Origin of the sequence: Streptomyces sp. M41(2017), from assembly GCF_002078175.1 — a bacterium.
Taxonomy (GTDB): domain Bacteria; phylum Actinomycetota; class Actinomycetes; order Streptomycetales; family Streptomycetaceae; genus Streptomyces.
This window is the reverse complement of record NZ_MWFK01000001.1, coordinates 4394071-4418800: the sequence shown is the minus strand read 5'-3', so window position 1 is coordinate 4418800 and position 24730 is coordinate 4394071. Positions and strand designations below refer to the sequence as shown.

Annotated in this window: 20 protein-coding genes; 10 read left to right on the top strand and 10 right to left on the bottom strand. The window is 72.2% G+C overall.

The window, feature by feature from the left end; translation table 11 throughout:
* The first annotated feature begins 36 nt into the window (after window positions 1–36).
* Window positions 37–2889 (top strand): helix-turn-helix transcriptional regulator, encoded by a 2853-nt coding sequence (locus B0675_RS19350; RefSeq protein ID WP_179165323.1) that lies wholly within the window; start codon window positions 37–39, stop codon window positions 2887–2889.
* A gap of 311 nt (window positions 2890–3200) precedes the next feature.
* Entirely contained in the window at window positions 3201–3992 is a 792-nt protein-coding gene (locus B0675_RS19345) for a serine protease (protein ID WP_081220072.1), read from the top strand.
* A 202-nt stretch (window positions 3993–4194) separates the two neighbouring features.
* On the opposite strand, the gene B0675_RS19340 is transcribed toward B0675_RS19345, so the two are convergent.
* Window positions 4195–5301, bottom strand: coding sequence for a winged helix DNA-binding domain-containing protein (locus tag B0675_RS19340; RefSeq protein WP_081220071.1), 1107 nt, complete (start codon window positions 5299–5301; stop codon window positions 4195–4197).
* 146 nt (window positions 5302–5447) lie between these two features.
* Between B0675_RS19340 and B0675_RS19335 the strand changes: the two genes are divergently transcribed.
* Window positions 5448–6701 carry a magnesium and cobalt transport protein CorA gene (locus tag B0675_RS19335; protein WP_081220070.1) on the top strand — a complete coding sequence of 418 codons (1254 nt, stop codon included), beginning with the start codon at window positions 5448–5450 and terminating at the stop codon, window positions 6699–6701.
* A gap of 84 nt (window positions 6702–6785) precedes the next feature.
* Here the strand turns inward: B0675_RS19335 and B0675_RS19330 are convergent, their stop codons facing one another.
* Complete coding sequence (locus tag B0675_RS19330) at window positions 6786–7742, bottom strand: XRE family transcriptional regulator (protein WP_081220069.1); 957 nt, start codon at window positions 7740–7742, stop codon at window positions 6786–6788.
* Window positions 7739–8674, bottom strand: a complete 936-nt coding sequence (locus B0675_RS19325) for a peptidoglycan-binding protein (protein ID WP_081220068.1) — start codon at window positions 8672–8674, stop codon at window positions 7739–7741. The genes B0675_RS19330 and B0675_RS19325 overlap by 4 nt, the downstream gene beginning before the upstream one ends.
* Before the next feature lie 316 nt (window positions 8675–8990).
* Between B0675_RS19325 and B0675_RS19320 the strand changes: the two genes are divergently transcribed.
* Window positions 8991–9452 (top strand): peptidoglycan-binding protein, encoded by a 462-nt coding sequence (locus tag B0675_RS19320; RefSeq protein WP_081220067.1) that lies wholly within the window; start codon window positions 8991–8993, stop codon window positions 9450–9452.
* A 164-nt stretch (window positions 9453–9616) separates the two neighbouring features.
* Window positions 9617–11260: a peptidoglycan-binding protein gene (locus B0675_RS19315; RefSeq protein ID WP_081220066.1), complete on the top strand. Its 1644-nt coding sequence runs from the start codon at window positions 9617–9619 to the stop codon at window positions 11258–11260.
* A 110-nt stretch (window positions 11261–11370) separates the two neighbouring features.
* On the opposite strand, the gene B0675_RS19310 is transcribed toward B0675_RS19315, so the two are convergent.
* Window positions 11371–13683, bottom strand: a complete 2313-nt coding sequence (locus tag B0675_RS19310; protein ID WP_081220065.1) for an FdhF/YdeP family oxidoreductase — start codon at window positions 13681–13683, stop codon at window positions 11371–11373.
* Between the two features lie 259 nt (window positions 13684–13942).
* Here B0675_RS19310 and B0675_RS19305 point away from each other — a divergent pair, with 259 nt between their 5' ends.
* Entirely contained in the window at window positions 13943–14431 is a 489-nt protein-coding gene (locus tag B0675_RS19305; protein WP_081220064.1) for a GreA/GreB family elongation factor, read from the top strand.
* 85 nt (window positions 14432–14516) lie between these two features.
* On the opposite strand, the gene B0675_RS19300 is transcribed toward B0675_RS19305, so the two are convergent.
* From B0675_RS19300 to B0675_RS19280, 5 genes are all read right to left on the bottom strand, one after another.
* Window positions 14517–14795, bottom strand: coding sequence for a hypothetical protein (locus B0675_RS19300; RefSeq protein ID WP_081220063.1), 279 nt, complete (start codon window positions 14793–14795; stop codon window positions 14517–14519).
* A gap of 64 nt (window positions 14796–14859) precedes the next feature.
* Window positions 14860–17424 (bottom strand): ATP-dependent Clp protease ATP-binding subunit, encoded by a 2565-nt coding sequence (locus tag B0675_RS19295; RefSeq protein WP_081220062.1) that lies wholly within the window; start codon window positions 17422–17424, stop codon window positions 14860–14862.
* 283 nt (window positions 17425–17707) lie between these two features.
* On the bottom strand, window positions 17708–18550 hold the full coding sequence (locus tag B0675_RS19290; RefSeq protein WP_081220061.1) for a family 1 encapsulin nanocompartment shell protein: 843 nt from the start codon (window positions 18548–18550) through the stop codon (window positions 17708–17710).
* A gap of 2 nt (window positions 18551–18552) precedes the next feature.
* Window positions 18553–19605, bottom strand: a complete 1053-nt coding sequence (locus B0675_RS19285) for a Dyp-type peroxidase (RefSeq protein ID WP_081220060.1) — start codon at window positions 19603–19605, stop codon at window positions 18553–18555.
* 146 nt (window positions 19606–19751) lie between these two features.
* A complete protein-coding gene (locus B0675_RS19280; RefSeq protein WP_081220059.1) occupies window positions 19752–20387 on the bottom strand; it encodes a DUF1345 domain-containing protein in 636 nt (211 codons plus the stop codon).
* Between the two features lie 174 nt (window positions 20388–20561).
* Here B0675_RS19280 and B0675_RS19275 point away from each other — a divergent pair, with 174 nt between their 5' ends.
* On the top strand, window positions 20562–20951 hold the full coding sequence (locus B0675_RS19275) for an NUDIX domain-containing protein (RefSeq protein WP_081220058.1): 390 nt from the start codon (window positions 20562–20564) through the stop codon (window positions 20949–20951).
* Window positions 20952–20984: 33 nt separating this feature from the next.
* Here the strand turns inward: B0675_RS19275 and B0675_RS19270 are convergent, their stop codons facing one another.
* Window positions 20985–21476 carry a PaaI family thioesterase gene (locus tag B0675_RS19270; RefSeq protein ID WP_081220057.1) on the bottom strand — a complete coding sequence of 164 codons (492 nt, stop codon included), beginning with the start codon at window positions 21474–21476 and terminating at the stop codon, window positions 20985–20987.
* Between the two features lie 99 nt (window positions 21477–21575).
* Here B0675_RS19270 and B0675_RS19265 point away from each other — a divergent pair, with 99 nt between their 5' ends.
* From B0675_RS19265 to B0675_RS19255, 3 genes are all read left to right on the top strand, one after another.
* The gene (locus tag B0675_RS19265; protein ID WP_081220056.1) at window positions 21576–22061 is read left to right on the top strand and encodes a helix-turn-helix domain-containing protein; all 486 of its coding nucleotides are present in this window, start codon (window positions 21576–21578) and stop codon (window positions 22059–22061) included.
* Between the two features lie 160 nt (window positions 22062–22221).
* Window positions 22222–23595, top strand: coding sequence for a diacylglycerol kinase family protein (locus B0675_RS19260; RefSeq protein ID WP_081220055.1), 1374 nt, complete (start codon window positions 22222–22224; stop codon window positions 23593–23595).
* 298 nt (window positions 23596–23893) lie between these two features.
* On the top strand, window positions 23894–24664 hold the full coding sequence (locus tag B0675_RS19255) for a polysaccharide deacetylase family protein (protein ID WP_081220054.1): 771 nt from the start codon (window positions 23894–23896) through the stop codon (window positions 24662–24664).
* The last annotated feature ends 66 nt before the right edge of the window (window positions 24665–24730 follow it).

Below are 24730 nucleotides of genomic sequence, written 5' to 3'. Positions count from 1 at the left end.
CTAACATTGGCCCGGACACGACACGTGAGGGGAGCGGTGACCGTGCGAGGGGACTTCCAGGAACCTGCGAGAGCGCGCCCCGACCTGGTCATCGGCCGGGAGGAGCTCTTCGCCCGCGCCCGCGAGCAACTCTCCGGCGGTGGCAGTGTGCTCGTGCACGGCCCCGCGGGAATTGGGAAATCGACCGTCCTGCGCGCGCTGGCCGCCGAATGCGCCGAATCGGCGCGGACCGTGTTGCGCTGCTCGTCCACCGAGACCGAATCCCATCTCCCCTTCCTCGCGCTGGCCGATCTCCTCGGCCTGGTCGTCGACGAGATAGCCGACCGGCTGCCCCCTCCGCAGCGCACCGCCCTGGAGTCGGCCCTCACCGGACGCGGTGAGTCCACCCTCCAGCGCGACGGGCTCGCCCTGCGGCTCGCGGTGCTCTCCGCGTTCCGGGCCCTGGCCGCGCGCGGTCCGGTGCTGATCGTCGCCGACGACCTCCAGTGGCTCGATCCGGCCAGCGCCGAACTGCTCGGCTTCGCCGCCCGCCGGCTCGGCGGCATGCCCGTCCGCATGCTCTGCGCCGTCCGTACGGACACCGAGCCGCAGGCCCAGGAGCACGACGGCTATCTACGCGCGTCCCCGCCGGAGACCCTGGCCGTCCGGGTCACCCCGCTGTCGCGCACCCACGTGACCGAACTCCTCGGCCGGCGCGGCTACACGGGCCTGTCCCGCTCCACGGTGCGCGACATCCACCGCACCAGCGGCGGCAACCCGCTCTTCGCCCTCGAACTCGGCCGCGCCCTCGCCGAGTCCCCCACGCCGCCGAGTCCCGGCGAGCCCCTCCCGGTCCCGACGTCCCTGCGCGCGCTCGTCCTCAGCCGCCTGGAGATGCTCTCCCCCGAGGCCCGCCGCACCCTCCTCGTCGCGAGCGCGGGGGCCCGCCCGACCCTGGCCCTGCTGCACGCGGCGGGCCGGGTGAACGCCGAGGCGGAGACGGCCTCGGCGGCGGCGCTCGGACTGCTCGCCACCGAACGCGAGACCCCCGGCATCCGCTTCGCGCACCCCCTCGTCTCGGCGGCGCTCTACGCGGAGGCGGACGCCCAGGAGCGGCGCGCCGCGCACGCCGCCCTGTCCGGGGCCGCCTCCGACCCGATCGAACGGGCCCGCCACCTGGCGCTGTCCACCACCGGCACCGATCCCGCCGTCGCCGCCCGGCTCGGTGAGGCGGCGACCGCGGCCCGGGACCGGGGCGCGCCCTCGGTCGCGGTCGGACTCGGGCTGCTCGCCGCCCGGCACACCCCGGCGGGAACCCGGCCCGGCCCGGACGAACGCCGCCTGCAGGCGGCGGAGGACGCGCTGACGGCCGGGGAGACGGACCTCGCGCGGGACATCGCGCGGCAGGTGCTGGCACGGGCCACCGCCCCCGCCGACCGGGTGCGGGCCTGGATGGTCGTCGTGGACTCCGCCGGACAGGCCATGGCCGAGATCGACGCCGTCTTCCCGCAGGCCCTCGCGGACGCCGGCGACGATCCCGGTCTCGTCGCCCTCGTCCGCTACCAACTCGCCTGGCGCGCCCTGCTCATGGACGGCGAGATGGCCACGGCGCGCGAGGAGGCCGCCCACGCCGCGCGCCTCGCGGCCCGCGCCGGGGACCGGCGCACCGAACTCCTCGCGCTCGGCTTCCAGGCGCAGATGGAGACCCTGATGGGGCACTCGGACGCGCCCTCGACCATCCAGCGGGCGATGCGTGAACCGCAGGACCCCCGGGTGGCCTGCGACCACAACGGCGCCGGTGCCGCCCGCTTCCGCTGGCTGGTCATGGGAGACCGGCTCGCCGAGGCCCGTACGACCATCACCGCGCTCCTCCGCGAGGCGCAGCGGCGCGGCATGGTCGAGAGCGAACTGCACTTCCTGCGCGGACTCGCCGAGACGGAACTGCGTTCGGGGCACTGCGGCCGCGCCCTCGACCTGTCCCGGGAGAGCCTGCGGCTGGCCCGCGACACGGGCATCGGGGAGGCCGCGACCGCGATGCTCACCTCGCTTGCGGAGGCGGCGGGCGGTGACGTCGACCGGGCTCTCGCGCTCGCCCGGGAGGCCGTGGACCGGGCCGAGGAGGACGGCGACCTCGTCTACCTGTCCCGCGCCCTCGGTGCCCTGGGGCACGCCCAGCTGGTCGCCGGGGACGCACCCGCGTGCGTCCGGTCCCTGCGCCGCGTGCGGGAGTTGGAGGAGGGACTCGGTGTGGTCGACCCCGCGCGCGGGCGCTGGCACGGGGACCTCGCCGAGGCACTGGTCCGGGTCGGCGAGGCCGCGGAGGCGCAGGACGTCATCGACGTGACCCGGCAGCGCGCGCTGCGGCTGGAACGCGAGAGCGTACTCGCCGTGCTCGACCGCGCGGAGGCCCTGGTCCGTGCCGCCCGCGGTGAACAGGGCCCCGCCGAGCGACAGTTGTCCTCCGCGCAGGACCGCCTGGCCAAGCTCGGCCACGGTCTGGAGGAGGCGCGTGCCGCGTACGCCCTGGCCGGGCTGCGGGCGCTCCCCCACCCGCTCGGCTCCGCCCGGGCCGGGGGGACTCCCGTGCCGGGACCCGCCTCGTACGACGAGGCGGCCCGCCTGTTCCGCCGGTGCCGCGCGCTGCCCTGGCTCCGGCAGGTCGAGACGGCCGCCGCCGCGCACCGCCCGGCCGCGCCGCCGCTCGCCCCGGCCGCCCTCGACACCCTCGCCACCACCGAGCGGCAGGTCGCCGCCCTCGTCATGGAGGGCGCGACCAACCGTGAGATCGCGGCTCGTCTGTTCATCAGCGTGAAGACCGTGGAGGCCACGCTCACCCGGGTCTACCGGAAGCTGGGGATACGGTCGCGGGTCGACATCGTCCGGTTGGCGGCGGAACGCAGGGCCGACTGAGCGGATTTCCGCTCCGCCGTCCTGCGTGAAACGGCGCCCCGCGCTGCCCCCTTCGGGTGAACCGGCCGATGCCGGGCGGGCGGTCCGGGCCGGGATCAACCGGGCGGCGCGCGCGTCAAACCCCGACCGGTCCGGCCAAGGGTTTTCCCTCCGCCGACCCCACGAGGGGCTTCCCTCCTTGGGGAAGAGTGACCGCACGCCCTAGCGTGTGGCCGTGCCGCTCGCTCGGGCACACGGCTCCCCCGCCATGGGTGCCGTGACTCACCCCCCACACCCGTGCGTCCCCCCACCGGCAACTTCCAAGGAGACCCATGTCCGGGCTCGACCGTGCCAAGAAGACCGCCGCCGTCTGCGTGGCGACCGCTGCCGCCGCCGCGACCGCGCTGCTCGGCGCCCCCTCCGCCGTGGCCGAACCCCAGCCCATCGTGGGCGGTACGACCACCACCACGACCGCCTATCCGTTCATGATGCAGATCACCGACGCCTCGCAGAACCAGTTCTGCGGCGGCACCCTGGTCGCCGCCAACAAGGTGGTGACGGCCGCGCACTGCATGGTCGGCGAGTCCACCGGCAGCGTCCGTGTCGTGGGCGGGAGAACGTACCTCAACGGCACGAACGGCACCGTCAGCAAGGTCAGCAAGATCTGGATCAACCCCGACTACACCGACGCGACCAACGGCGACGACGTGGCCGTCCTGACCCTGTCGACGGCGATGTCGTACGCCACGGCCAAGTACGTCTCCTCCTCGGACACGGGTGTGTACGCGACCGGCACCTCGGCCCGCATCGTCGGCTGGGGCACCACCTCGGAGAACGGCGGCTCCTCCAACCAGCTGCGCACCGCGACCGTGCCGATCGTCTCCAGCGCCAGTTGCGCGAGCTCCTACGGCTCCGACTACGTGGCCTCCGACATGGTCTGCGCCGGCTACACGTCGGGAGGCGTCGACACCTGCCAGGGCGACAGCGGCGGCCCGCTGCTCATCGGCGGGGTGCTGGCCGGCATCACGTCCTGGGGCGAGGGCTGCGCGGAGGCCGGCTACCCGGGTGTCTACACCCGCCTGACGACGTTCTCCGGCCTCGTGACCGCGCAGGTCACCTCGTAGCCACCGATAACTTCCTGAGCACCCCTCAGGTAGCAGCAGGGGGGCGTTGCGGGCCTCCACGAGCGGCCCGCAACGCTCCCCATCCACCTCCCGGCCACCCCCGCGTGCCGGCGGACAGCTTCCCCGCAGTGCCCCCTGTCCGCCGGCCCCTCACGTCCCGGCGCCGTCCCGCCCGTCACGTCCCGTCGCCGTGCCGCGCCGGTCAGGGCCGGGCGACCGTCCCGAACCGCACGTCGTGCCCCTCGCCCGGGTGCATCACCGCGAGCATCCGCTCCCCCTCGGCGACGACCTCGGCACGCCGCCCCTTGGTCAGCTCCCCGAAGGGCTCGACGACGAGCGCGCTCTCCTCCAGCCGCCACAGCCCGGCGAGGAATCCGTCGACGAGCAGGGTGCAGTAGGCCTGGTTGCCCTGCCAGGCGCGCCCCTTGAGGTCGGCGGGCACGACCCGGGAGCGGTCGGCGTGGGAGAGCAGCAGGTTGTCGAACTCGGGCAGGAAGCGCGGCGGCGCGGGGATGTCGGCCTCCGGACGGGAGGCGTCGGGGAGGTCGAAGAGTTCCACGCCGTTCTCGTCGCGGAAGACCAGCAGCCCGGGCCGGAGCCGCTCGAAGACCTCCCGGAGCCGGGTCAGGCCGGCCCACGTCTGCATGTCCTTGACCGAGGCGGGCCCGTAGGCGGCCAGGTAACGCAGGACGGTCGCGTCCGGAGCGGGGACCGGTTCGGCGCGGCGGCCCAGCCAGTGCTCTGCCGTGGTGAGGGCGACCTGGCCGCTGCGCCCCCACAGGCCGCGCGGGGTGACCTGCACGAGGGGCAGGGTGCAGCGGGCGGCGACGGAGAGGGCGAACGGGTCGGCGTCCGGCCACTCGACGAGCAGCGCCTCGCGCAGTTCCTTCATCGTGCGCGGCCCGGCCTCCACCAGTTCACGGCTGATCGCGGCGAGCCGGTCCAGATCGACGCCGGTGAGACCCTTGCGGAACTGGCCCAGCTCCCGGTCGCGGGCGGCCTGCACCAGGGGACGCAGGGTGAGGGCGTCGTCGGCGGTGTGCGTGTGGATCGTGGAGCGCATGGTGACGATCCGGACGACGTCGCGCGCGTCCATCGCGGCCGACAGCTCGTCGGGCCGGAAACCGTCCAGCCGGGCGGCGAGCGCGTAGTACGGCGGCTTCACGTTCTGCGCCTGGAGACCGAGGAGGTGCTCGACGGCCGCGGTCGCGGACAGCGTGGAGCGGCGCAGCAGGAGCTGACGATCGAGGGTCGCCCGGTTGAGGGCGCGGGTGCCGAGCACGGGGGCCGTCGCAGTCGTCTTCGTCATGCTCCGCACGCTAGTCCCGCTCGCGGACACCTACGGTCCGCAACTCCGTCGCGATGGCGCCCCCGCCGGATGCTCCCAGGCCGTATGCCCCGTATATCCTGCTCAGTGATCACACAGACGTACGGTCGACTCTGGAGGCAGCCGCGATGTCGGAGCGACGCGCCCGCTCAGCCTCGAAGAACCCGCGCCACCAGCGGGACCGGAAGGACCCGGGAGACACGGCGGGCAACGCCGGGGAGCCGAGGACGTCCGGGAGCCCCAAGAGCGCCAAGGAGACGCGGAAGTCCGTCTGGCGCCGCGCTCTCGCCGCGCCGTCCCCCGCGCCCACGCGGCCTCCGTCGACGGACGCCGAGCCGTCCGCGGCCGAGCCCTCCGAGGTCGCCAGCGTCGTCCAGGCCGCGCTGTACCGCGACGGGGTGCGGGTCTCGACCCCGGAGTCCCTCGCCGACACCTTCCGTGAGCTGCGCGAGCAGCCGGACGGCATGGCGTGGATCGGCCTGGCCCGTCCGACCGAGGCCGAACTGCTGTCGCTGGCGGCGGAGTTCGACCTGCATCCGCTGGCGGTCGAGGACGCGATGGAGGCGCACCAGCGGCCGAAGCTGGAGCGCTACGGCGAGACACTGTTCGTCGTCCTGAGCGCCGCCCGCTATCTCGACGCGGTCGAGGAGGTCGATTTCGGCGAGCTGCACGTGTTCGTGGGGCCGGACTTCGTGATCACCGTCCGGCACGGCGCGGCACCGGACCTCTCCGCGGTGCGCCGCCGCATGGAGGACAGCCCCGAACTGCTCCGGCTCGGACCCGAGGCCGTGCTCTACGCCATCCTCGACTCGGTCGTCGACGGCTACGTACCGGTCGTCTCCGGAGTCCAGAACGACATCGACGAGATCGAGACCGAGGTGTTCCGCGGCGACCCCGCGGTGTCCCGGCGCATCTACGAACTCTCCCGCGAGATGGTCGAGTTCCAGCGTGCCACCCGCCCGCTCGTCGGCATGCTGCACGGCCTGATGGCCGGCTTCGCCAAGTACGGCACGGACGACGAACTCCAGCGCTACCTCCGCGACGTCGCCGACCACGTCACCCACACCAGCGAACGCGTCGACGGCTTCCGCCAGGCACTCACGGACATCCTGACGGTCAACGCGACGCTCGTGACCCAGCAACAGAACGCGGAGATGCGGGCGTTGGCGGAGGCGGGCTTCGAACAGAACGAGGAGATCAAGAAGATCTCGTCCTGGGCCGCCATCCTGTTCGCCCCGACGCTGGTCGGGACGATCTACGGCATGAACTTCGACCACATGCCGGAGCTCACCTGGCAGTTCGGCTACCCGTTCGCCATCGGTCTGATGGGTGTGGTGTGCGTGAGCCTGTACTTCATCTTCAAGCGGCGGCACTGGCTGTAGGGCGGGGCGGGGCCGGCGGGGCACCGGGTCCCGCCGTCACCCCGGCACCTCACGTCACCCCGCCGACACTGCGCCACTCTGCTGTCACGGCGCCACCCTGCTGTCGAAGCACTCCTTGGTGTCGCTCGCCGCCGGCAGGAAGCAGGCCGTGACGACCGCGCCGGGGAGCGTCGCCGTCATCGGCGTGTAGACGAAGGAATCGGTGTCGACGTCGTCCTTGATCTTGGCGCGGCGCACCGGGCTTCCCGCGCCGTCCGCGCTCATCTCGATCCGGTCGCCGACGCGGGCGCCCCAGGTCCGCGCCCAACTCGCCGCGCACCAGCGGTTGTAGCGCACCTCCATCCAGGCACCGGTGGACATGCGGCGGCGGACGAGGGTCTCGGGCTGGGCGCCGCACTTCGTGACCATGGGGCTCAGCCCCTCGCAGTCCGCTCCACGGCAGGTCGGACGGGTCGGGGGCGTCACCGCCGACGAGGCCGGCGCGGCGGTGTGCCGCGCGGCGCCGTGGTCGCGGGTCAGCACGACGAGCACCACCGTCGCTCCCGCGACGGCCACGGCGCACACCGTCGCCAGGACGGCCAGGAGGGTCACCGTCCGACGGTCGGGCGGGGCGGAGACCGGCCGGTGCGGCACCTGGTGAGCGGGCGGCGCGACCTGGGCGTGGACCACCGTCGGCGGCGTTCCCGTCGGCCGAGCGGTCGCCTCGGGCTCCGGTGTCGGCGTCGGCGTCGGCGTCGGCGTCGGCCGTGACGGCGACGCCTGCGGTGCCGTCACGGCCCTCGGTGCCTCCTTCGCCCGGCCGCTCCATCCGGACTCCGTGATCTCCCAGAGTGCGAGGGCCCGCCCCTCCGGCTCACCGGCCAGCAGACACAGCTCCCGCACCGCCTGCCGCGGCGGCAGCGCCTTGCCGTTGAGGTAGCGCTCCCAGGACGACCTGCTGTACGCGGTCTTCGCCGCGAGGCCGGACAGGCTCAGACCGGTGCGTTCCCGCAACGCCCTCAACTCGGAGGCGAGCCGGGCGTGTTCGGGCGACGGTGTCATCCCCGGAGGGCCTTCCAGGTGCGCGGCCCGGCGATGCCGTCCACGTCGAGGTGCGCCTGCCTCTGGAAGCGCTCGACCGCGCCCATCGTCAACGGGCCGAACATCCCGTCGATGCCGCCCGGTGAGATCCCCGCCCTGCGGAGCAGGCACTGCACCTCGGCCACCTGGGGTCCCGAGTCGCCGTACGCCACGGTGGAGTCGGTGGCACGGCTGTTGCCCGCGTACCAGTGCCCGTCGGCTCGTGCGAGGTGACAGCTGTACGCGGCCCTCGTGGCGGCCGGCGTCGTCGCGGCGGTGGAAACGGCGTGCCCGGCGGGCGCCGGTGCGCCGCCCTTGTCGTCGTCCATGATCCGTACGGCCACGAGCACCGCCGCCGACGCGGCGAGCACCAGGGCCACGGAGCCCGAGACAAGGGCGATGCTCAGCGCCCGCCGGGATATTCGGGGTCCTTCGGCGGCCCGCGTCGCGGATGTCGTCGCCTGCTCCGGCTCGGGTGCGGCCGCCTCCGCTCCGGCCGGGGCCGGTGCGACCGCGGCCACGGCCGACGGGCCCGCGTCCGTCGTCACCGTTTCCGCCGGGGCGTGTTCCGTGACGGCGTGTTCCGGCACGCCCTCTTCCGGCACACCTTCTTCCGGTGCGCCCTGCCCCGGCGAGCCCAGCGGCCTGTCCCGCCATGCCGCGACGGCGACCTCGTGCAGGGCGAGGAGCCGGGTCGGGTCCTCACCACCGATGCGGGCCATGGCCTCCACCGCGTCGCGCGGCGGCACCGACCGGCCGCTCAGATACCGCTCCCAGGACTTGGCGCTGTACCCGGTCCGGACCGCCAACTGCCGCATCGTCAGCCCGTTGTGATCCTTCAGCCGGCGTAAGCGCACCAGCAACTGCCGTACACGCGGGTCGAGTTCCGCAGGCAGCGCTTTCCAACGCGACATGTTCCCCCACCACGCGTTCCTGATCAGTGGCCATGGTCAGTGCCCCCTGTGCCGTCGCATTGTGCATCAGCGGACACCGGGCCGCACGGCAACGTGGTTGCTGCACCCAAGTGTCATCCCGTCACGACCGTCACCGCCGTCCCACCGAACCGTCTCCCGGGACGGTGTCCCCGCAGGTCAGCGTGAGGGACGTCCCGTCGGGACCTCACTTGCGGCGCACCGCTGGTGCCCGTCGCCCCGCACGCCGCACTCTCGTCTCGCCACCTGCACCACAGCCGTGGAAGGTGCGCTCGACGATCCGAGAGGGAAACGACGTATGCGATCGACAGTTCTGGCCAGGGCCCTGGTGGGTACCGCCGCAGTGATCGGACTCGCCGCCGGCGGTCTGGCGACAGCCGGACCCGGCTTCGCCGCGCCCGCCCAGACCCCGCGGACCCAGTCCGTCTCCATCCTCGCGACGAACAACCTGGGCCTGAGCACCACGCAGGCCAAGTACGTCCAGTGCTTCATGCGGGACGCTCCGGCGAGCTACACGGGCAGCATCGACGGCCAGCTGGGCACCAACAGCTGGAAGGCCATGCAGCGCCACCTCAAGGCGTACTGGAGCTACACCGACACCATCGACGGCGACCCCGGCCCGAACACCATCAAGGCGCTGCAGCGCATGCTCAAGTTCGGCTGGGGCTACAACGACGCCATCGACGGCGACCCGGGCGCGGACACCAAGGCCGCGTTCAAGCGGTTCGCGAACGACTTCGCGTCGCTCTACCCGTGCTGACCGGTCCGATCGCCGTGTGAACCCACCCCGCGGCCCGCTTTCCCGCTCCGGGAGGGCGGGCCGCGCCACGGCGGCCGGGCACAGGCCCCGCGGACGTCGCGGCGAGGCCGGAGACGGCTCGCCGAGGCAGACCCACCCATCATCGAAGGAGATGTCCCCCGCCCATGGGAAGACTTGCGATCCACGCTCCCGCCGCCGGCGAGAGCCCTCACCACCGGGACCCCGTCTGCGGCGGCCCGGGGTGGCGGGTCCGGATCGGGACGTTCGCCGCCACCGCGGCGATGCTCTCGGCCGGCGTCCTGCTCGGTGCCGGCCCCGCGGCGGCGGCGCCGGCGGCGATCAAGCTGACCTCGTCGTCCTGCCCCACCGACATCGTGCAGGGCCAGACGAGCGGCTGCGTCACGGAGTTGCAGAACCTGCTCAACGCGCACGGTGCCGGGCTGCAGGTGGACGGCGAGTTCGGGGCGAACACCTACTACGCGGTGCGCGAGTACCAGGCCGCCACGGCGATCGCCGTGGACGGGCGGGTGGGCCCCCAGACCAAGAGCAAGCTGTACGCGACCGGCGGTTCGGCGCCCGCGCCGGTCAACCTCATGTCCTCCTCGTGCCCGGCGAACGTCGTCAAGGGCGCCAAGGGCGGCTGCGTCAGCGAACTGCAGCGGCTGCTCCGCCACCACGGCTACTCGGTCGAGGTGGACGGGGACTTCGGGGCGGGGACGGAGACCGCGGTCCGCAGCTTCCAGTCCGCCCACGGTCTGTCGGTCGACGGTCAGGTCGGCGCGAACACCAAACGGGAGCTGTACGACACCGACGAGTCGCCGTCGACGGGCCTGGACCTGCGGTCGGCCTCCTGCCCGGCGAACATCGTGGAGGGGCAGAGCGGCGGGTGCGTCGCCACGCTGCAGGCCCTGCTGAACGGCAAGGGCCAGCACCTCGACGTCGACGGCGGGTTCGGCCCCCTGACCCTGGCGGCCGTGAAGTCCTTCCAGTCCGCGAGCGGACTGTCGGCCGACGGTGAGGTGGGCGCGAACACCAAGGCCGCGCTGTACTCGAACATCGGCGGTGGCGGCGGCAACGGAGCGCCGGCGCCGATCAACCTGAACTCCGGCTCGTGCCCGAGTGAGATCGTGAAGGGGCAGAAGAGCGGCTGCGTCACCGAGTTGCAGAGTCTGCTCAACCACCACGGTGCCGACCTCGCCGTCGACGGCGACTTCGGGTCGCTGACCGACAGTGCCGTGCGGGACTTCCAGGCCGAGAAGGGCCTCTCGGTCGACGGCCACGTCGGCACGAACACCAAGGCCGCGCTGTACGGGGCGGTCACCCCGCCGTCGTCGCCCGCGCCCGGCGGCGGCTACGCCAAGATCCTCACCGTGGCCGAGGCGGAGGCCGGAACGGTCGAGGGCAGCGCCCGCGCGAACAGCTACGGGTCCGCCGTGGGCCTGTCGCTGTCCACCGACGACTACGCCTGGTGCGCCACGTTCGTGAGCTGGGTCGGCAAGCAGACCGGCGCCACGTCCTACCGCAACACCTACGTGTCCGGCTGGGTGAAGCAGGCACGGGCCGGCAACTACCACCTGTCGGTGACGACCAGCCCGCAGCCGGGCGACATCGTGGCCTACGACTGGAACGGCGGCAACGACTTCACCGGCGGTCACGAGCACATAGGCATCGTGCGATCGGTGTCCGGCTCCAGCTTCACCGCCGTCGAGGGCAACACCGGAAATCCCAACGGCGGCAACGACGGCGTCTACGTCAAGAGCCGCAGCACGAACAGCAATTACGACGTCCTCTTCATCCGGGTCCGCTGACCTCACGCCGGGTCGCCACGGCTGAACGAGGAGACGGGGGAACGGGGGCGGGACCACGGGGGACGGCACGGGGCCGGCGGTCGCACACCGCCGGCCCCGTACGCCTGAGTTCAGGCGTGCGCCTCGATCGTCACCTTGACGTGTTTCATCAGGGGCTGGTCGCTCTGGAGGCTGTAGTCGCCGATGGCGCAGAGGACGTTCATCTCCGGCATGTAGCCGGCGGCGCAGCCCCGGGGGATGTCGTACGGGATGGCGAGGTAGCCGTCGAGGCGGCGGTGTGTGCCGTCCTTGGCGGTGGCGACGATGTCGACCGGGTCGAACTCGCAGACGCCTCGTTCGCGCATGTCGTCCTCGTTCATGAAGACGAGGGTGCGGAGGTTCTTGATCCCCCGGTAGCGGTCGTTGTCCGAGTAGATGGTCGTGTTCCACTGGTCGTGGGAGCGCATCGTGCCGAGCGCCAGGGTGCCGGGCGCGGGGACCACGTCGGGCAGGGGCGCGGTGGAGAACTCGGCCTGGCCGCTCGGGGTGAGGAAGACCAGTTCGCGGGCGGGCTGTTTGATGCGGAAGCCGAGCGGCAGACGGACGCGGCGGTTGCAGTCCTCGAAGCCGTCGAGGGTCTGCGCCATCGTGTCGCGGATGCGGTCGTAGTCCTCGATGTACCACTCCCAGGGGGTGGCACTGTCGGGGAGGGCGGCGCGGGCCATGCCGGCGATGATGGCGGGCTCGGACAGCAGGTGCTTCGAGGCGGGGCGCTTCATGCCGATGGACAGGTGGACCATGCTCATCGAGTCCTCGACGGAGGTGCTCTGGATGCCGCCGCGCTGGTGGTCCTTCTCGGTCCGGCCGAGGCACGGCAGGATGAGCGCCCGCCGCCCGTGCACGAGGTGGCTGCGGTTGAGCTTGGTGCTCACCTGGACGGTGAGGTCGCACGTGCGGAGTGCGGCGTAGGTGTACGGGGTGTCGGGCGCGGCCAGGGCGAAGTTGCCGCCCATGCCGACGAACACCTTCACGTCGCCGCGCCGCATGGCCTGGATCGTGGCGACGGTGTCCATGCCGTGCTCGCGCGGCGGGTCGATCCCGCAGACCTCGCCCAGCCGGTTCAGGAACTCCTCGCCGGGCCGGTGGTCGATGCCGCAGGTCCGGTTGCCCTGGACGTTGCTGTGGCCGCGCACCGGTGACGGTCCGGCCCCCTCTCGGCCCAGATTGCCGCGCAGCAGAAGGAGGTTGACGATCTCCCGTACGGTGTCGACGCCGTGTTCGTGCTGGCTGACACCGAGGCACCAGCTCATGATGGAGCGGTCCGCCTCGCGGTACACCTGTGCGGCCTTGAGGATGCCGTCGCGGTCGATGCCGGACTGCCGCTCGATCTCGTCCCAGGGCGTGGCCTCGCAGACCGCGCGGTAGTCGTCGAAGTAGGCCGTGTGCCGGTCGATGAACTCCTGGTCGAGCGCCTTGGGGTCGGTCTTGGCCTGTTCCAGGACGGCCTTGGACATGCCCCGCAGGAGCGCCATGTCGCCGCCGATACGGACCTGGAGGTTCAGGGTGCTGGTCCGCGTCGACTTGAAGAGGGCCATGTCCGTGAAGTCGTGGGGCACGATGGTGCGGGTCGCGGCGGCTTCGACGAGCGGGTTGATGTGCACGATCTGCGCGCCGCGGTCGTAGGCCTCGGCGAGCGCGGTGAGCATCCGGGGCGCGTTGGAGGCGGCGTTGACCCCCATGATGAAGAGGGCGTCGGTGGTCTCCCAGTCCTTGAGGTCGGCGGTTCCCTTGCCGGTGCCGAGGGACGCCGTGAGCGCGCGGCCGCTGGCTTCGTGGCACATGTTCGAGCAGTCGGGCAGGTTGTTCGTGCCCAGCTCCCGGGCCATCAACTGGTAGAGGAACGTGGCTTCGTTGCCGAGGCGGCCCGAGGTGTAGAAGGAGGCCTGATTCGGGTCGTCGAGCTCCCGCAGGGTCCGCCCGACCAGTTCGAACGCGTCACGCCAGCTGATCGGCACGTAGTGGTCCGACTCGGGGTCGTAGACCATCGGCCCGGTGAGACGGCCCTGGTCCTCCAGGTCGAAGTCGCTCCACTCGAAGAGTTCGCTCACCGAGTGCGCGGCGAAGAACTCGGGGCCGACCCGCTTGCCGGTCATCTCCCACGTGACGTGCTTGATGCCGTTCTCGCAGATGTCCAGGTGCAGGCCCTTGGTGTCGTCGGGCCACGCGCATCCCGGACAGTCGAAGCCCGTGCGCTCGTGGTTCATGCGCATGATCGCGCGGGGTCCGTCGACCAGGGCCTTCTCACCCACCAGGACGCGGGTGACGCTCTTGGCCGCACCCCAGCCGGCCGCCGGGTGGTGGTACGGATGGAACTCCGGTTCACCCTCCGGGGTGGGCCCCACGTTGGGTTCCACTCCGTCGTGTCCGTTCTGGGATGCGTTCAAGAGTCTCACCGCGCCTAGGACTGGGGCCGTTTCCCGTGGTTCGCCGCGTGCTTGCGCCTGCTCTTCTTCTTCCGGCGTCGCTTCGACGACATGCGGAGCCTCCCTCGTGCGCGGGGCACCGTGAGGTGCCCTGATGGTCGGGTACACCGCGCTCCACGATTCCATACATCACATTTCGTCGCGATTCGACCTACGATCGACTTATTTGCGGCGTCCCGCACCGGAACGTGCTGCACATCCCCCCTCCCGAGGAGCAGGCATGGCCACCGAACCAGCGCCGATCAGCGAGACCGCCCGGCAGGCCCTCGAACAGGAACTCGCCGACCTCCGCACCGAGCGGGCCACCGTCCACGCGACCCTGCGGGGTTCGGACGCCGACGTGGGCGACCGGGCCGACGAGGCGGACGAGCTGCAGCGCGCCGACGACGAGCGGCGGCTGGACGACCGCATCAGGGACATCACCACGCGACTGCGTCAGGCGGACGTGGCGGGGCCTCCCCCCACCGGTCTGGTCGGGGTCGGCAGCACGGTGACCGTCCGGTTCGGCGACGGCACCGTGGAGACCGTGCAGATCGGCGAGACCGCCGTGGCGCAGGACGGCACGCTGGTCACCGCCGACAGCCCCCTCGGGCGCGCGCTGCTCGGCCGCCGGCCGGGGGACACGGTGGACTTCGACGCGCCCGACGGACAGGAGAGCGCGGAGGTGGTCTCTCTCGGCGACGGATCCGGGTCCGCCACCGACGGGTGACCGTCGGGCCACCGGACCGGGACAGCAGGACGGCCGACCGCGCGACCACCCTCAGGTGATCCCGCGGCCGGCCGTCGTCATTGCGTCAGCGCTCGTAGTGCGACGGCGGGAAGGGATCCCGTTCACGCCGGGTGATCCGGCCCGCGGGCATCTCACCGGTGCCGACCTCGCGGTCGATCTCCTCGCGCTCCTGCCGGTACGCGGTGTCCGGGTCCTCCGTGGGTCCGCCCGGCAGACCGGCCTCGCGCCGGTCGCGTTCCGTGCGTGCCTGGAGCTCGTCCTCGTCGACCCGCCGGGGCATGCCCCTGCTGTGGCCGTGCTCCGGATCGCCTTCGACAGCTCGGTTGGACTTGTGGTGCGTCATGCGCAGCCTCCTCAAATGGACTGCCCGGGACGGACGCACGCCCGCCCGGGCACGCCTTTCGGTGTCAGGAGTCCTCCGTCCCGTCGTTCGTCACGCCGTCCTGCTCGTCCGCGGTCCCGTCGCCGCCCGGGTCCTCCGCCGCCGGGCCCTCCCCCTTGCGCACGGTGCAGTCGACCGTGTCGTCCCGGACGTCGGCGACGATCGTGTCGCCGGGTTCGGCCTCGCCGCTGAGCAGCAACTCGGCGATGCGGTTGTCGAGTTCGGTCTGGATGGTCCGACGCAGGGGCCGTGCGCCGAACTCGGGCTGGTGGCCGTGGGCGACGAGCAGCTTCTTGGCCGCGTCCGTCACCTCCAGCTTCATCCCCTGCGCGTGCACCCGGCGTTCGCTCTGTCCGAGCAAGTGGTCGACGATCTCCGAGAGGTCGTCCTCGCTGAGGCCGTGGAAGATGATGATGTCGTCGATGCGGTTGAGGAACTCCGGCAGGAACCGCGTCCGCAACTCGTCCATCAGCACGTCCTTCAGCTCGGACACGTCGCCCTTGTGGTCGAGGATCAGGTGCGCGCCGATGTTGGACGTCATGATCACGACGCAGTGCCGGAAGTCGACGGTGCGGCCCTGGCCGTCCGTGAGCCGTCCGTCGTCGAGGATCTGGAGCAGGGTGTTGAAGACGTCGGGGTGGGCCTTCTCCACCTCGTCGAACAGCACGACGCTGTACGGCTGCCGGCGGACCTTCTCGGTGAGCTGGCCGGCCTCGTCGTAGCCCACGTATCCGGGAGGCGCGCCGACCAGGCGGGCCACCGTGTGCTTCTCCTGGAACTCGCTCATGTCGAAGCGGGTCATGCGGTTCTCGTCACCGAAGAGCAGTTCCGCGAGGGTCTTGGCCAGTTCGGTCTTGCCGACGCCGGTCGGACCGAGGAAGAGGAAGGAGCCGACGGGGCGGTTGGGGTCGCCCATGCCGGCGCGGTTGCGGCGCACCGCCTGCGACACGGCGGTGACCGCCTCGTCCTGGCCGACGATGCGGGAGTGCATCTCCTCCTCCAGCTTGAGGAGCTTCTCCTTCTCGCTGGCGGTGAGCTGGGAGACCGGGATACCGGTGCGCCGGGAGACGATGTCGGCGATGTCGCGGGCGGTCACGGACACGACGCCGGCCCGGCGCTCCTCGATGCCCGCGAGTTCGCCCTCGGCCTCGGCGATCCGCTGCTTGAGCCGGCCCGCCCGCTCGAAGTCCTCGGCGGCGACGGACTGGTCGCGTTCGCGGCGCAGTTTGGCGACGCGGTCCTCGCGTTCGGCGACCTCGGTCGAGCGGCTCGCGCTGCGCAGCCGTACGCGCGCGCCCGCCTGGTCCATCACGTCGATCGCCTTGTCGGGCAGGAACCGGTCGCTGATGTAGCGGTCGGACAGCTCGGCCGCCGCCGCGAGGGCGCCGTCGGCGAAGCGGACCTGGTGGTGCGCCTCGTAGGCGTCGCGCAGCCCCTCCAGGATCTGCACGGTCTCCTCGACCGTCGGCTCCGGGACCATCACGGGCTGGAAGCGGCGTTCGAGCGCGGCGTCCTTCTCGACGTACTTGCGGTACTCGTCGATGGTCGTGGCGCCGACGACGTGCAGTTCTCCGCGGGCGAGGGCGGGCTTGAGCATGTTGCCCGCGTCCATCGAGCTCTCGCCCGACGCGCCCGCGCCGACCACGGTGTGGAGTTCGTCGATGAAGAGGATGATCTCGCCGTCCGAGTCCTGGACATCCTCGATGACCTTCTTCAGGCGTTCCTCGAACTGCCCGCGGTACTGGGCGCCCGCGACCATGCCGGACAGGTCGAGCGAGACGACCCGCTTGCCCTTCAGCGTCTCGGGGACGTCGCCGGAGACGATGCGCTGGGCGAGCCCTTCGACGATGGCGGTCTTGCCGACGCCGGGCTCGCCGATGAGGACGGGGTTGTTCTTGGAGCGGCGGGAGAGGATCTCGATGGTCTGCTCGATCTCCTCGGCCCGCCCGACCACCGGGTCGAGCTTTCCGGCCTTGGCCTCCTCGGTCAGGTCCCGCCCGAACTCGTCGAGGGTCGTCGCGGGCTTCTCGGGCTCGGCGGACGAGCGGTTCTCCTGACGTGCGGCGCGTTCCGTGAGACCCGCCAGCTTCTGCGCGTCCTGTCCGTCGGCGCGCAGAAGCTGCGCCGCGCCGCTGTCGGCGTCGCCGAGCAGGGCGCCCAGGATGTGCTCGGGGCCGATGTAGGAGACCCCCGAGGCCTGCGAGCGGGCGTAGGCGGTGGCGAGGGTGCGCTTGGCCGCCGGGGTGAGGCCCGGTTCCGACGACGGCTCACTGGCCTCGCGCGGCAGCACCTCGGCGAGCTGCGCGGCGAGGGCGTCGGGGTCGACCCCGGCCTGGGCCAGCAGTGAGCGCGAGGGTTCGACCTTCGTGGCGGCCCAGAGCAGCTGCTCCGTGTCGAGGTCCGAGGTGCCGTCCTCCATGGCGCGCTGCGCGGCCAGATTGAGGAGTTCCTGCGACGACTCGGTCAGCAGCCGCCCGATCGGTACGCGCTGCACCGCGGGCGGGGACGACGCGGGTGACATACCGAAAAAGCGGTTCAGCAATTCGCCGAAAGGATCGGACGAGCCGAAACCGTACGTCGACATCGACATGAGCAGCTCCCGGAGCGGCGATGAGTACTCTCCACCATTTCGCGGGGCCCATTGCTCCGCAACCGGAGACGGCATCGCCCGGGCCGGTTCCGCGGGCGGCGGCAATGCACCGGCACACGATGAACTCGCTTCGGGGAAAGGCGGGTTGGGCAGGACCACGGCACGGGAGCGCGTACACGCGGAGCGGACGTCGGTCCGCCGGGGCCGTGTCTGTGGTCGTCCCTCGGCGTCCCTCGGCATCCTCGGCGCAGGGTCGGTCCCTGCCGGGGCCTGTCAGGGACTGTCAGGCCCGGTCCGTGCCGGCGTCGGTCCACGGGTCGAGCGCCACCACGGCCTCGTCCGTGTACACGAGGAAGGTCAGGGTCTGGCGGAAGTACAAGTCGATGCCGTCGGCGTCGTGCGAGGTGTAGCCGATGGCGAGGTCCTCGCCGAGCCGCAGCTCGTAGTCGCCGCCCCGGGTGGTGAGCAGGAAGGCCCCTTCGACGGCGGGCGCCCAGATCAGCCGGCCGTCGAGCATCCGGCCGAGGTGGGCGGCGATGGGGTAACCGTGGTCGGAGGTCTCGCTGACCGCCGTGTAGGCCTCGGCGCCGAGCAGCAGCGTGTACGGGCCCTGCACGCCGGCCAGCCGCAGGGTGCTCAGGGCGTGGCTGACGGCGTCGGGGAAGTCGCGCGGTTCGGCGGGCAGGCGGAGTACCGGGTTGGAGGTGCGGGCCCGCAGCCCGTCGACGCTCGCGGCGGCGTAGCCGTTGAAGACGGTCTGGTCCTCGGCGAACGCCATGGTGCGGGCGGCGTCCTTGACCGGCTGCCAGTCGGAGTCCTTGGCGCCCCGGTCGACGTCGTCGACGGCGTCGCGGCCGACGCGGAACGGCACGGTCAGTTCGACGAGGGGCCGGACCTGGCGCAGCCGGGCGGTGACCCCGGGCGAGGGGCCGTCGATGCCGGCGAGGTGGCCGGTGCCCACGGCGGCGAGTTCCGGGCCTTCGGGGCCGGTGACGTCCACGACGCGCCGTCCGGCGAGGTTGCGCCGGAAGGTGCGGCGCGCCTCGTCCTCGATCTCGGCCCAGGCCGCGGGCGTGATGGGGGCGAGTTCACGGTGCAGGTTGCCGGTGCCGTCGAACGTGGTCATGTTCAGACTCCTTTGAGGCTGCCGATGCCCAGCGAGCCGTCCGCCGTGGGCCGCTCCGCGGGCGGGGCGGGCGGGTCCGCCGCCGTCTCCTCGCCGGAGGCCGCGGCGACGTCCGTCCAGTCCTCGCCGGGGGGTGCGGGCAGGTCGTCGAGGAAGTCGACGGTCGGGACGTGGAAGAGGCAGCCGGTGATCGCGGTCGAGAAGTCGAGGATGCGGTCGTGCGGGGCCGGGCCGTCGCCGAGGAACATGTTCCGCAGCATCTGCTCGGTCACGTCGGGGGTGCGCGCGTAGCCGATGAAGAAGGTGCCGAACTCGCTCTCTCCGGGCGCGCCGAACGGCATGTTCTCCCGCACGATCTTGCGTTCGTCGCCGTCGTCGTCGGTGATGGTGTTGAGCGCGACGTGGGAGTCGGCCGGTTTGACGTCGTCGGGGAGTTCGACGTTGGCCGCCTTGGTGCGGCCGATGACCTTCTCCTGCTCGGTGTCGGGCAGGGCGTTCCACGCGGCCATGTCGTGCAGGTACTTCTGGATGATCACGTAGCTGCCGTCCGCGAAGTCCGGGTCCTCGTCGCCGACGAACACGGAGTCGGCGGCGAGCTGCCCTTCCGGGTTCTCGCTGCCGTCGACGAAGCCGAGCAGGTCGCGCTCGTCGAAGTACTTGAACCCGTGGACCTCGTCGACGGTCCTGACCGCGCCGTCGAGGCGTTCCATGATGAGCCGGGCCAGTTCGAAGCAGAGGTCCATCCGGTCGGCCCGGAGGTGGAAGAGCAGGTCGCCGGGGGTGGACGGGGCCCGGTGGCGTTTGCCGGTCAGCTCGGTGAAGGGGTGCAGTTCCCGCGGGCGGGGCCCGTCGAACAGCCGGTCCCAGACCTCGGAGCCGATGCCGACGATGCAGGCGAGCCGGTCGCCGGGGGCGCGGAAGCCGACGGAGCGGCGCAGGCCCGACACGTCCTCCAGGAGGTCGCGGACCGTGTCCTCGTGGCCCGGCGTGACGGTGAGCACGAGGAAGACGGTGGCCCTGGCCGGCCGGGAGATGACGGCCTGTCGCTCAGCCAAGAGTCGGCCTCCTCGTGAGACGCGGGAGTGTCCCTCGCGTGCGGGACGGTCGGTACCTCTCCCCATCCTGCTGGGTGCCGGAGGAATCCGCACGAGTTCCCGGCGCCGGGAACTCGTCAGCACCCCCGTGTCCGGCGTCCGGCGCGTCAGCCGCTGACGATTCCCACGACGACGTTGATGGCGGTGGCGAGAATGCTGGTGCCGAACACATACGAAAGGAGGGAATGCCTGAGCACGATGGAACGGATGGCGGAACTCGACACGTCGGTGTCGGAGACCTGGTACGTCATTCCGAGGTTGTAGCTGAAATAGAAGAAGTCGCGGTACGAGGGCGGGTCGTCGGAATTGAAGTCGATGCCGCCGTTGTGCTCGTAGTACAGGTAGGCGTAGCGGGTGGCGTACATCAGGTGCAGCGCGGACCAGGCGAGGAAGACGCCGCACAGGGCCGTGACCGCGGCCGCGTGTCCGTCGTCCGCCTTGCCTCCGCGCACGAGCAGCAGCACGATCGCGAACAGCCCGCACAGGGCGACCGCGACGACGACGAACTCGTCGGTCACGGGCCGGAAGTCCTCGCGCCGGGTGTTGCGCCGGGTGGCCGCGGCGTCCATGGGCCACAGCACCGCCCAGCCCGCCAGGACGAAGAACAGTTCCGTCGCGGCGATCCCGGCCAGCAGGCCCAGCAGGATGTCGGTGGGCAGACCCACGGCCACGCCGACGGCGGCGCCGAGGACGATCGCGCCGGTCAGGCGCGGCACGGCGTCCAGGGGGAGCTTCATCCTCATACACCGTCACGTTAGTCCCGTTGCGACCCCGCAGCCCGGCGGGGAGAGGCACGGGCGGGGGCTCGGCGCGGGGAGGTGTCCGCGCCGCGTGAACCGGCTCCCGCCGGGTAGGAACGGGACACCCGGACGGGACCGGCCCGACGGTCGCGCGGCAACGGAAGGAACGGTTGGGCCATGACTCTGGAGCAGACCGCCCGGGACACGGTGGAGGCGGTCGTCGTGGACGACGGCCTGCTGCTGCTCGTCGACGCGCCGAACGGCTGGGGGCTGCCGTCCGGACCCCCGGAACCGGCCGAGCGTCCGCAGGCCACGGCGGCGCGTGTGGTCTACGAACTCACCGGCTACCTCGTGGACGGTTCCTCGCTCCTGGAGGCGGACGGCGACGCGGTGGAGGGTCCGGTGGCCGGCCCGTCGACCGTGGTGTGCCGGCTGCTGAGCGACACCCCGTCGGCGGAGGCCCGGCTCGGCGCGGAGCAGCTCCGCTGGACCCCGTTCGCGGAGGCCATCGGTACCGGGCTGCCCGGGGCCGTACGCCAGTACCTGGAGGGTCACACGCCCCTGTAGGCCGGTCGGTGCCCGCGGCGCTCGATCGGGGGCTCAGACGGGGACGGGGAACAGCAGGCAACTGCTGGTGGTGTGGGCGAGCAGCCGGTCGGCCCCGTCGAGGAGTTCCGCCTGGGCGAGGGCCGTACGGCGGCCGCTGTTGAGGACGGTGCCGACGGCGCGGATCCTGCCGGTGTCCACGGTGACCGGCCGCAGGAACTTCACGGTCAGGTCCAGCGACGTGTAGCCCATGGCCGGGGGCAGCACGGACTGCACCGCGCACCCCGCGGCGGAGTCGAGCAGCGTGGCGTACACCCCGCCGTGGACGCTGCCGATGGGGTTGTAGTGCTCCTCCCCCGGGATCAGGGAGAAGACCGCGCGGCCGTGCTCGACCTCTTCGAGGGTCATGCCGAGGGTCGCGGCGATCGGTGGTGCGGGGAGCCGTCCGGCCTGCACCTCGCGGAGGAAGTCGAGGCCGCTGTGGTGCCCGACGGCGGACGCGGAGACGGCCGGGTCCTCCCAGTCGTATGTGCGTGACCTGCCCATGCCGTTCCCCGTTCCGCTCGACCCGGTCTGTCTTCTTTTTTCGAAGTTAGCCAGCACGAGACCTGGCTGTCAATGACACAGCCAGCCTACGATGGCCCCATGACGTGGCTCGACACCAGCACCGACAACTGCACGGTCCAGCGGACGCTCGACCTGATCGGCGAGAAGTGGTCGATGCTGGTCCTGCGGGACTCCATGAACGGCGTGCGGCGGTTCGACGACTTCCGCCGCCATGTCGGCCTGTCCGAGAGCGTGCTGGCCGACCGGCTGCGCAAGCTCGTCGCGGCCGGGATCCTGGACACCGTCCCCTACAGCGAACCGGGCAGCCGCACCCGGCACGAGTACCGGCTCACCCGCAAGGGCTGGGAGCTGTGGCCCGCCATGATCGCGCTGAAGCAGTGGGGCGACCGCCACACCGCGGACCCCGAGGGCCCGCCCCTGGAGGTCGTGCACGACGGCTGCGGCGAGCAGGTCCGCGCGGTGGTCGTCTGCGGCGCGGATCACGGCGAGCTGATCCCGCCCGACGCGCGGACCCGCCCCGGCCCCTCCGCGAAACGCGCCGACGGCGCCGCCACCGCCCCCTGACGCGCACGGCCCGCCCGCGGCGGGCTCGGCCGCGAGCGGGGGTTCCCCGACCTCGGGCCCAGCCCCTCGGGAGCCCGGCGGACCGGGTCCGCGTGACCGGAGGAGCGGTTCCTCTCGTACGGTGAGGTCAGTGCGTGAGGGACCGAGCGGTGGAGGAACGATGACGGACACGAGACCGCCGGCCCGGGAGCGGTGGGCGGCGAGGGCGTCGCTCGCCGCGGCGGCACTCGCGGTGGCCGTGCCGCTCTTCACCGGTGGGGTGCGCGGCGTGCTGCTCCTGATCGCCGCCGTCGTCGGCATGGCCGTCGCCGCGGCGGCGCTGTGGTGGATGCTCACCCGGCGGGGCCCCGCGCGCTGGATCGCGGGGCTGCTGGCGATCGCGGTACCCCTCGGCGTCATCGTGGTCCTCGCGGTCACGCTGCTGTGGACGCTGCTGCTGTCGCCGGTGCTGTGGGTCCTCGCGGTCTGGTGCGGCCGGTACGCGCTGCGGAGCGCCCGGGGCCGGGTGCGGCCGATGAAGGAGCACCGCACCCCGCCACCGCGCCGCCCGTTCGTCCTGATGAACCCGCGCTCCGGCGGCGGCAAGGTGGAGCAGTTCGGCCTCGTGGAGAAGGCCGAGCGGCTCGGTGCACGGGTCGTGCTGCTCGACCCGGAGAACCATCAGGACGTGACCGAGCTGGCCCGGCAGGCGGTCGCGGACGGCGCGGATCTGCTCGGCGTCGCGGGCGGCGACGGGACGCAGGCCCTCGTCGCGGCCGTCGCCGTCGAACACGGCCTGCCGTTCCTGGTGATCTCGGCCGGCACCCGCAACCACTTCGCGATGGACCTGGGTCTCGACCGCGACGACCCGTCCACATGCCTCGACGCCCTGCCGAACGGTGTGGAGCTGCGCGTCGACCTCGGCTTCGCGGGCGGCCACCCCTTCGTCAACAACGCGTCGTTCGGCGCTTACGCGGCCGTCGTCCAGGATCCCGCCTACCGGGACGACAAGATCGGCACCTCGCTGCAACTCCTCCCGGACCTGCTCACCCGCCAGCGCGGGCCGCAGCTGACCGCGGAGGCCGCCGGCACGACCCTCGACGCCCCGCAGGCCCTGCTGGTGAGCAACAACCCCTACCGCACGAACGAGTCCGCCGGTCTGGGCCGCCGCGAGCGGCTCGACTCCGGGCTGCTCGGCATCCTCGGCGTCAAGGTCGACAGCGCCGTGGAGGCCGCCGCGCTGCTGCTCGCCCCGGACCCGGGCGGCCTCTCCGTCCTCACCGCCCGCGAGGTCGTCGTCGGTGCCGACAGCGCCGAACTGGAGGTCGGCATCGACGGCGAGGCCATGGTCCTGCCGACGCCGGTGCACTGCCGGGTCGTGCCGGGTGCGCTCCGGGTGCGCGTCCCGAGGAACCGGCCCGGTGTCCCGACGGCGAAGCCCGCCCTCGACTGGCGGCGCCTCCTGTCGCTGGCCCTGCTCGTGGGCCGCACGGCCGGCGTACGACGCCCGGGGCACCGGCCGCCGGGGCCGGACACCCTGCGCAAGCTCGTCTGACCGGCACGCCGCCGCCCGGAGAGCCGGGCATGCCCCGAAGACGTGAAGCCGGCCCCGAGCGGTCGCCCCCGAACACCTCAAGACCCGGCGGGGTCTTCGCGGTCGGCGCGGAACGCCGGGTCCGGCGGACGGCGGGGCTGCGCGTGGCGGCCTGAGCACTCCCCCGAAGAGCGTCCCCCGAGTCCTCCGCCCGGCCCGCAACAGGCTGCCGACCAGCGCTTCAGCCCAGCACTCCGCACTATACATACCGTGTATACACGGTATGTATAGTGCGGGCATGCCTTCTCTGCCCTGGAAGATGAAAAGACCCCTGCCCGGGTTCCGTGCCGTGGCCACGATCTCCGCCGCCGTGGCTCTGGCCCTCCCGCTCACGGGGTGCACGACACTGCACACCACCGCGCCGAGCGCCGCACGGGCCGACGCGGAGGACGCCGTACTGCGGGTCGGCTTCGGAGCCGTCGACTGCCGGAAGGCCAAGTGCATCGCGCTGACCTTCGACGCCGGCCCGAGCGAGCACTCGGCCCGGCTGCTCGACATCCTCGAGGAGAAGAAGGTCCCGGCGACGTTCTTCCTGCTGGGCAAGCGGCACATCGAGAAGTACCCGGAGCTGGTCCGGCGCATGGCGGCCGAGGGCCACGAGGTGGCCAGCCACACGTGGGACCATCGGATCCTCACCCGGATATCCCCGAAGGAGATACGGGAGGAACTGCGCCGCCCGGACGAGGCCATAGAACGGCTCACCGGCCACAGGCCGACGCTGATGCGTCCGCCGCAGGGCCGCACGGACGACACCGTGCACAGGATCGCGCGCGAGGAGGGGCTCGCGGAGGTCCTGTGGAGCGTGACGGCCAAGGACTACCAGACCGACGACTCCGCGCTCATCACGAAGCGCGTCCAGCAGCAGTCGTCCCGGGACGGGATCATCCTGCTGCACGACCTCTACCCGGGCACGGTGCCCGCCGTGCCCGGCATCATCGACGCACTGAAGGAACGCGGCTACGTGTTCGTCACCGTCCCCCAGCTGCTGGCACCGGGGAAGGCCGAACCGGGCACCGTGTACCGGCCCTGAGTCACGCCGTCACGGCGCCCCGGCCCTGTCCGGGACCCGATCGCGACGAACGCCCGTAGGCTCGCC

Excerpts from the sequence above, each read along its gene's own strand:
- B0675_RS19255 (WP_081220054.1), top strand. The coding sequence starts at position 23,894 with ATGAAAAGACCCCTGCCCGGGTTCCGTGCCGTGGCCACGATCTCCGCC.
- B0675_RS19290 (WP_081220061.1), bottom strand. The coding sequence starts at position 18,550 with ATGACCACGTTCGACGGCACCGGCAACCTGCACCGTGAACTCGCCCCC.
- B0675_RS19295 (WP_081220062.1), bottom strand. The coding sequence starts at position 17,424 with ATGTCGATGTCGACGTACGGTTTCGGCTCGTCCGATCCTTTCGGCGAA.
- B0675_RS19335 (WP_081220070.1), top strand. The coding sequence starts at position 5,448 with ATGTCGGAGCGACGCGCCCGCTCAGCCTCGAAGAACCCGCGCCACCAG.
- B0675_RS19260 (WP_081220055.1), top strand. The coding sequence starts at position 22,222 with ATGACGGACACGAGACCGCCGGCCCGGGAGCGGTGGGCGGCGAGGGCG.
- B0675_RS19270 (WP_081220057.1), bottom strand. The coding sequence starts at position 21,476 with ATGGGCAGGTCACGCACATACGACTGGGAGGACCCGGCCGTCTCCGCG.
- B0675_RS19320 (WP_081220067.1), top strand. The coding sequence starts at position 8,991 with ATGCGATCGACAGTTCTGGCCAGGGCCCTGGTGGGTACCGCCGCAGTG.
- B0675_RS19275 (WP_081220058.1), top strand. The coding sequence starts at position 20,562 with ATGACTCTGGAGCAGACCGCCCGGGACACGGTGGAGGCGGTCGTCGTG.
- B0675_RS19265 (WP_081220056.1), top strand. The coding sequence starts at position 21,576 with ATGACGTGGCTCGACACCAGCACCGACAACTGCACGGTCCAGCGGACG.
- B0675_RS19280 (WP_081220059.1), bottom strand. The coding sequence starts at position 20,387 with ATGAGGATGAAGCTCCCCCTGGACGCCGTGCCGCGCCTGACCGGCGCG.
- B0675_RS19315 (WP_081220066.1), top strand. The coding sequence starts at position 9,617 with ATGGGAAGACTTGCGATCCACGCTCCCGCCGCCGGCGAGAGCCCTCAC.
- B0675_RS19340 (WP_081220071.1), bottom strand. The coding sequence starts at position 5,301 with ATGACGAAGACGACTGCGACGGCCCCCGTGCTCGGCACCCGCGCCCTC.
- B0675_RS19305 (WP_081220064.1), top strand. The coding sequence starts at position 13,943 with ATGGCCACCGAACCAGCGCCGATCAGCGAGACCGCCCGGCAGGCCCTC.
- B0675_RS19300 (WP_081220063.1), bottom strand. The coding sequence starts at position 14,795 with ATGACGCACCACAAGTCCAACCGAGCTGTCGAAGGCGATCCGGAGCAC.
- B0675_RS19345 (WP_081220072.1), top strand. The coding sequence starts at position 3,201 with ATGTCCGGGCTCGACCGTGCCAAGAAGACCGCCGCCGTCTGCGTGGCG.
- B0675_RS19330 (WP_081220069.1), bottom strand. The coding sequence starts at position 7,742 with ATGACACCGTCGCCCGAACACGCCCGGCTCGCCTCCGAGTTGAGGGCG.
- B0675_RS19325 (WP_081220068.1), bottom strand. The coding sequence starts at position 8,674 with ATGTCGCGTTGGAAAGCGCTGCCTGCGGAACTCGACCCGCGTGTACGG.